This is a genomic window from Kribbella sp. NPDC054772 (assembly GCF_053611945.1).
This window is the reverse complement of sequence record NZ_JBSHBJ010000013.1, coordinates 29,535-36,673: the sequence shown is the minus strand read 5'-3', so window position 1 is coordinate 36,673 and position 7,139 is coordinate 29,535. Positions and strand designations below refer to the sequence as shown.

Genomic DNA, 7,139 nt, shown 5'->3' with positions numbered 1-7,139 from the left:
CCCACCCACCTCCCCCCCCCCCCGCGTCCACACACCCCCCCCAAACCCCGCCCCCCCCCCCCACCCCCCCCCGCGGGGGGCGTGTGCCCCCCCCCTCGGGAGCAGGGTGAGGCCGAGGGGTACGACGATGAGCATGCCCAGGCTCACCACCGCGTGGACCAGGACGGTCAACTACTCTTCAGGCCGCTCGTGTTGTCCGACTTCAAAGCGTCGAAGAGCGCCTTGGCCTTGGCGGTGTCCCACTTCACGGCGACACCACGTCCGTGGCCGAGTTGGTAGTTGTCGTCCGCGATCGGCACGGTCAGCGTGACCCCACCGCTCCCGGAGATCGCCCTCATACCGCGCGCGAACCCGATGAAGTCGAACAGGCTCATGTCCTTGTCGACGGTCAGCGCGTCTACGCCCTTGGTCGCGACGTTGTAGTAGCGGACCGGGTTCAGGAACGTCGTCGGCGAGCTCGCCTTCTTCGCGACCGCACCGACCATCTGCCGCTGCCGCTCGACCCGGCCGAAGTCGTTCTTGCCGTCCGCGTGCCGGGACCGCACGTACCCCAGCGCCTTGACGCCGTCGAGGTCCTGGCAGCCGGCCGGCAGGTCGATGTGCGCCTGCTGGTCCTTCATTGCCTTCGGCAAGCACATGTTGATCCCACCGACGCTGTCGATCACCGACGCGAAGCCGCCGAAGCCGACCTCGACGTAGTGGTCGATGCGCAGACCGCTGACGTTCTCGATGGTCTGGATGAGCAGCGCCGGGCTCTTGTTGAACGCGGCGTTGATCTTCTGCTTGCCGCTGGTGCCGGGGATGTTGACCGCGCTGTCGCGCGGGATGCTGACCAGCACGGTCGGACCGGACTTCGGGACGTGCATCAACATGATCGAGTCGGTCCGCGCCGGGCCGGCGTTGCCACCGGTGTGCAGGCGGGCCCGGTCGGCGCGGCTGAGGTCCTCGCGGGCGTCCGACCCGACCATCAGGTACGTCGTCCCGGAGGTCTCGGCCGGCCGGTCACCGGTCGGCATCGCCTCGATCTTGTCGATCCGGCTCCACGCGTAGAGCGGGACCGAGATCAGCATGAGGACCAACAGCAGGACGATCAGTCCGACGGTCCGGAGGAACCAGTTACGCCGCTTCTTCGGGCGTCGCGGCGGCGACGGGTTCGCGTATCGCGGGTTGATGGGCTGCGTTTCACTCATGCGACGACCGTATCGGTGTCCGGCCTCCGAACACGTCACCCCACTGAATGGTTTTACACGTCGGAAAGTCGATGGCACCTCCTTCAAAGGGAGGAAATCCGTCCCGAGAGCGAACCAGACCGCCGGAACGCGACCGGCGACATTCCAACCCTGGCGGCGAACAGGCGGCTGAAGTACGCCGGATCGTCGTACCCGACACGCCGGGCGACCACGGCCACCGGCAGGTCTTCCTCGGCGAGCAAAACCTTTGCGTTGCTGAGTCTGGTGCTCAGCACGAGTTCATGCGGAGTTGAACCTGTGGTACGGCGGACGGCATCGCGCAGCTCCTTCACGGTGAGACCGAGCTCACTGGCGTAGTCCTGAACGCTCATCGGCGTACTGGCGAGCTCAGCGAGCTGTGCGGCCACACCGCCACCAGATGGAGTTCCAGCCTGACCGATCACGTCGTACAGCGCCCCGGTGAGTTGTACGGCGCTGTGTTGGGTGCTGACGCGGAGCAGGCGAGTGAATGCGCGGTCGACCGGACGCGGGTCGGCGTACCGGCGGACTGGTTGGTTGACGTCGAGGTGGCCGAGTGACGTGAGCGCTGCGGTCGCAGGGCCGCTGAACAGTGCCCACGCCTGCCGCCAGCGCGATGCGGGTCGGTAGCCGTGGATGACGCCGGGGAACAGCCAGAGCATCGCTGGTGCGCGTACTTCGTGCAGTTCACGGTCAGGGCCGTGCAGCAGGTGGCCGCGTCCTTCTTTGAGCCAGACGAGCGCGTGGCAGCCGAGAGCGCGTTCCGGCGCGGCTTCCGGGCCGTGTGTTTGCTCACCTGCGCCGAGGCAGAAGAGTCCAAGTTGGCGCTCTACAGCTCCTGGAGTCAGGTAGATCGACCAGTTCTGCACGTCACAAGAGTCCAAGAAGCCGACCGCACGTGTCCATTCCGCTGGTCGGCGTACGCCGGTGGAATGGGGGTGTGCTGACGTCGAACGGATACGTGCTGGAAGAGCATCGGCTGGGTGAACTGGTCGCGGTGCCTGAGGAGGAACGTGGCGATCGGGAGCGGCTGCGGTCCCGGCTGCAGCGGGACGGGTACCTGTACCTGACTGGGCTGCTGGATCCGGCGGTGGTACTGCAGTTCCGCGAGTACTACTTCCGACTCACTGGGGCCGCTAGCGACAGAGCGTCGTACCGGAAGGTGCTGTTCGAGGAGGTCGTGCCCGGGCCGGAGTACGCCGCCTTCTGTGCGCAGCCGGCGTTGAAGGGCTGGTTCGAGTGGTTTCTTGGTGGTGAACCGTTTCTGCACCGGCGGAAGATCATCCGGCAGACGGCGCCGGGGGAGAACGGCATCGGTTCGGCGACCCAGGCGCACTACGACCTGGTGTACCTGCGGGGCGGCAGTGACCAGGTGTTGTCGGCCTGGATCCCGCTCGGCGACTGCCCGGTCAGCCTCGGCGGACTGACGTACTTGGAGCGCAGCCACCACCGCGTGCTCGAGGAAGAGGCCGCTGGGCGACTGAAACGCCCCGCAGCATCGATCACCGCGGACCTGCCCGCTCTTGCGACGGAGTACGACGCCAACTGGCTGGTGGCCGACTACGCGGCCGGAGACGTGGTTGTCCACACTGCACACACAGTCCACGCCGCACTGGACAACGTGTCCGCCGAGATGCGGCTGTCGACCGACATCCGGTACCAGCGTGCCGACGACGCTGTCGATGCGCGTTGGCAGAACCACTGGCACGACCGGGACGGGCTCTGACATTCGCTAATGACAATCATTTCGGTTAAGGTGCTCCGGAAGCTCAAGGCCGCGGCCCGAGGCGACCTCCGCACAGCCGGCTGACCGTCAGCGGCGGACGGCGGTGACCCAATAGGGGGTCGTCGGCGTCGGCGTGACGGTGTTGAACCGGGAGTTCGGCAGGTACAGCCGCGGCCCGAACGCCGCCACGGTCGTGGGGACGTCGAAGGTGCGATCCCTGATCGTCTTGACCAGATGACCCCTCGTACCGGCCCGGTTGAGGCTCAGCACACCGATCTGGTTCGAGGCGTTCTGTACGACGTACAGCGTGCGGCCGAGGAGCAGCAGGCCGTCGCCGTTGGTCATCACCGTGCGGCCGAGATCCACGCGCTGGGTCACGCCGGTGCGCGGGTTCACCCTGAACAGGAACCCGGTTGCCGACTGCACGATGACCAGCCCGCGGCCGTCCGGCGTGAGCGTGATGCCGTTGGCGTTGAACGCGTTCGGGACTTCCTTGAAGTCACCGGTCAGCGGGATGGTCCGGACTTTGTTCAGCAGCCTGCCGTGGCGTCCCATCGGTACCTGGTAGATGGCCGCGCGGCTCGAGTCGGTGAACCACGCGCTGTTGTGACCCAGGACGACGTCGTTGATGAACGTCGAGGTGGACCTGGTCAGCCTGTAGCTCTTGAGGATCTTGCCGGTGCGGATGTCGACGACCCGCGCGGTACCGCTGGGACCGCCGGCGATCCACAGCCGCCGGTGGTTGTCCGCCTTCAGACCGACTGACGGGGTCCCTGGGCCCTGGCTGATGATCTTCCCTCGGCCGGTCCGCAGCGAGGCGGCGTAGACGTCACCGTCCACGAGCGAGCCGAAGTACGCCGTACCGTGGCTGATCGCGATGCCTTCCGGCTGGAAGCCGTTCGGGAGTCTGATCAGTGACGGGAAGTTCTTGGACTGTTTGACGACCTGACCTTGCGCTGACGGTGCGGCGGTCGCGGTGGCCGACGTGGCGACGAGCCCCAGCACGAGTGCTGGTACTCCGAGGGCGGCTGTGATGCGACGGATGTTCATGATTCCCCCTTCCCCTGTCGCCAACGTAGGACGAGCAGCCGCCCTCGTGAACCGCTCAGCGCCGGACAGCGGTGACCCAGTACGGCGTGGTTGGCGTCGGTGACGTTGTGAAACGCGCATTCGGCAGGTAGAGCCGATTACCGAACGCCGCAGCCGTCGTCGGTACGTCGAAGTCCGGGCTGGTGATCTCACGGACCAGCCGGCCCCTGGTGCCGGTGCTGTTCAGAGTGACGACCGCGATCTTGTTCGACCGGTTCTGCACGACGTACAGCGTGTTGCCAATGAGCAGCAGTCCGTCGCCATTCGTCATCAGCGCGTCGCCGAGGTCGATCCGCCGGGCCACGCCGGTCTTCGGGTCGACGCGAAGCAGGAAGCCGGTCGACGACTGCACCATGATCAGCGCACGGCCGTCGGGTGTGAGTGAGATGCCGTTCGCGTTGTTACCGGGCAGGTGCTGATAGTCGCCGGTCAGCGGGATCGTCTGAGGCTTCGCTGACGGTCGGTTGAGCGCCACCTTGTAGAAGACCGGCTGCTGCGAGTCGGTGAAGTACGCGGCGTCGTTGGTGAGGATGACGTCGTTCACGAACGTCGGTGTGGCGGTGGTGAACGTGTAGCTCGCCAGGAGCTTTCCGGTGCGGGTGTCGATCACCCGCCCGTTCCCACCGGCGGCGCCGGCGACGTACAGGCGGCCGGAGCGGTCCACCTTCATCCCGAGCGAGCCGGTGCCGGGGCCTTGGCTGATCACCTTGCCCTGTCCGGTGCGCAGGTCGGCGGCGTAGATGTCCCCGTCGGCGCGGGAGCCGAAGTACGCCGTACCTCCGGCGATCGCGATGCCTTCCGGCTGGAAGCCGTCGGGCAGGTCGATGCGGGTCGGGAATTGAGAGCTGGTGAGTGGGGCGGCGGTCGCTGGGGTCAGCAGACCGAGGAGCATGACCGGCACACCGGCGAGCGCGGTGAGCCGACGGACGAGGCGTGACATGGGCGGGGGTCCTCCCTGATCCGTGGGCGTTGCCTGAGAGAACGGGCGGAACCTGTGGATAGTTCAGACCGGCCGATCGCGAAACGGGTATGTTCGCTGGCAGCAACTCCACTCGGGACAAGGGGTCAGGGATGACAGCAGGAATCGACAGCTCCGCGGCGGCCGGCGCGGTGCGCCCGCAGGACGATCTGTACCGGTTCGTGAACGGGACCTGGCTGGCGGAGCACGAGATTCCCGCGGACAAGGCGATCCACGGTGCGTTCCACGCGCTCTGGGACACCGCCGAGCAGGACGTCCGCGCGATCGTCGAGAAGACCGTCGCGGCCAGTCACCCCGAGGGCAGCGAGCCCCGGAAGATCGCCGATCTGTACAGCAGCTTCATGGACACCGAGACGATCGAGCGACTCGGTGCCGAGCCGATCGCCGACCAGTTGGCGCTGGTCCGTGGCGTGACCGACGTGACCGGCCTGGTCTCGGTGCTCGGGCAGCTGGAGCTGCAGGGCGTGCCCGGTGTCTTCCACTACTGGGTCGACCCGGACGCGAAGAAGTCCGACGAGAACGTCGTCCACCTGACCCAGGGCGGCATCAGCCTGCCCGACGAGTCGTACTACCGCGAGGACAGCTTCGCCGAGGTGCGGACGGCGTACGTCGCGCACGTGGCGAAGATGCTCGAGCTTGCCGGCGTGACCGACCCGACCGGTGCCGCCGCGCGTGTTCTCGAGCTGGAGACCCGGATCGCCGGCGCCCACTGGGACCGGGTGAAGGACCGGGACGTCCAGCTGACGTACAACAAGTTCGACCGCGCGCGGCTCGATGCGCTGATGCCGGGCGTCGACTGGTCGACCTGGCTGGCCGGCGCCGGCGTCCCGGAGAGCGCGTTCGCGCAGGTCGTCGTCCGCGAGCCGGACTTCCTCAGCGCCGCCGCGGCCGCGCTCCGGGAGATCGAGCTCGACCGTTGGAAGGAGTGGCTGAGCTGGCGGATCGTGCACAGTGCCGCGCCGCTGCTGAGCTCCGCCTTCGTCAACGAGAACTTCGCCTTCTACGGCAAGACCCTGACCGGTGCGCCCGAGCTGCGCGAGCGTTGGAAGCGCGCCGTCGGCGCCGTCGAGCAGTCCCTCGGTGAGGCCCTCGGCAAGCTGTACGTCGCCGAGCACTTCCCGCCGGACGCCAAGGCTCGCATGGTCGAGCTCGTGCAGAACCTGGTCGCCGCGTACCACCAGCGCATCGAGGCACTGGACTGGATGGGCCCCGACACCCGGCAGCGGGCGCTCGAGAAGCTCGGCACCTTCGTGCCGAAGATCGGGTACCCCGACGAGTGGAAGGACTTCTCGGAGCTCGCGATCGACCCGACCGATCTGTTCGGCAACATCCGCCGCTCCGTCGCGGTGGAGACCGCGCGCGACCTCGCGAAGCTCGGCCGGCCGGTCGACCGCAACGAGTGGAAGATGACCCCGCAGACGGTCAACGCGTACTACAACCCGCGGATGAACGAGATCGTCTTCCCGGCCGGCATCCTGCAGCCGCCGTTCTTCGACCTCGAGGCCGACGACGCCACCAACTACGGCGCGATCGGCGCGGTCATCGGCCACGAGATCGGCCACGGCTTCGACGACCAGGGCTCACGGTACGACGCGAACGGCAACCTGAACGACTGGTGGACCGACGAGGACCGTGCCGCCTTCGAACAGCGCACCGACAAACTCGTCGCCCAGTACAACGCCCTCGAACCAGCCGAAACCCCCGGCCAAACCGTCAACGGCAAACTCACCCTCGGCGAGAACATCGGCGACCTCGGCGGCCTCTCCATCGCGTACGTCGCCTACCAACTCTCCCGCAACGACACACCCGCCGCAGATGCATCCGGCGACGGCACGAGCGATCAGTCCGGTAGCGAGCGCTTCTTCGCAGCCTGGGCCCACGCCTGGGCCACCAAGACCCGCCCCGAAGAAGCCGCCCGCCGCCTAACCATCGACCCCCACTCCCCACCGGAATTCCGCTGCAACGCAGTAGTCAAGAACATCGACGAATTCCACACCACCTACAAAACAACCGATTCCGACGGCATGTGGCTAGCCCCCGACGAACGAGTCCGCATCTGGTAGCAACCCGCGGTGGGGGGGGTGGGTGGGGGGGGGAGCGGTAGCCAGCGGCAGAGACAGCGACCGCTCAGCGCCGA

6 protein-coding genes are annotated in these 7,139 nt (G+C 67.2%); 2 read left to right on the top strand and 4 right to left on the bottom strand.

Annotated features, from left to right (window positions below; translation table 11 throughout):
* Positions 1-167: 167 nt before the first annotated feature.
* Positions 168-1,190: an LCP family protein gene (locus ACWGID_RS21210; RefSeq protein WP_452198977.1), complete on the bottom strand. Its 1,023-nt coding sequence runs from the start codon at positions 1,188-1,190 to the stop codon at positions 168-170.
* Positions 1,191-1,273: 83 nt separating this feature from the next.
* Complete coding sequence (locus ACWGID_RS21205; protein ID WP_452198975.1) at positions 1,274-2,077, bottom strand: helix-turn-helix domain-containing protein; 804 nt, start codon at positions 2,075-2,077, stop codon at positions 1,274-1,276.
* Between the two features lie 29 nt (positions 2,078-2,106).
* Here ACWGID_RS21205 and ACWGID_RS21200 point away from each other — a divergent pair, with 29 nt between their 5' ends.
* Positions 2,107-2,934, top strand: coding sequence for a phytanoyl-CoA dioxygenase family protein (locus ACWGID_RS21200; protein ID WP_452198973.1), 828 nt, complete (start codon positions 2,107-2,109; stop codon positions 2,932-2,934).
* An 87-nt stretch (positions 2,935-3,021) separates the two neighbouring features.
* On the opposite strand, the gene ACWGID_RS21195 is transcribed toward ACWGID_RS21200, so the two are convergent.
* Entirely contained in the window at positions 3,022-3,984 is a 963-nt protein-coding gene (locus ACWGID_RS21195; protein WP_452198971.1) for an SMP-30/gluconolactonase/LRE family protein, read from the bottom strand.
* Positions 3,985-4,039: 55 nt separating this feature from the next.
* A complete protein-coding gene (locus ACWGID_RS21190) occupies positions 4,040-4,963 on the bottom strand; it encodes an SMP-30/gluconolactonase/LRE family protein (RefSeq protein WP_452198969.1) in 924 nt (307 codons plus the stop codon).
* A gap of 131 nt (positions 4,964-5,094) precedes the next feature.
* Here ACWGID_RS21190 and ACWGID_RS21185 point away from each other — a divergent pair, with 131 nt between their 5' ends.
* Positions 5,095-7,065, top strand: a complete 1,971-nt coding sequence (locus tag ACWGID_RS21185; RefSeq protein WP_452198967.1) for a M13 family metallopeptidase — start codon at positions 5,095-5,097, stop codon at positions 7,063-7,065.
* Positions 7,066-7,139: the final 74 nt, after the last annotated feature.

Excerpts from the sequence above, each read along its gene's own strand:
- ACWGID_RS21210 (WP_452198977.1), bottom strand. The coding sequence starts at position 1,190 with ATGAGTGAAACGCAGCCCATCAACCCGCGATACGCGAACCCGTCGCCG.
- ACWGID_RS21195 (WP_452198971.1), bottom strand. The coding sequence starts at position 3,984 with ATGAACATCCGTCGCATCACAGCCGCCCTCGGAGTACCAGCACTCGTG.
- ACWGID_RS21190 (WP_452198969.1), bottom strand. The coding sequence starts at position 4,963 with ATGTCACGCCTCGTCCGTCGGCTCACCGCGCTCGCCGGTGTGCCGGTC.
- ACWGID_RS21185 (WP_452198967.1), top strand. The coding sequence starts at position 5,095 with ATGACAGCAGGAATCGACAGCTCCGCGGCGGCCGGCGCGGTGCGCCCG.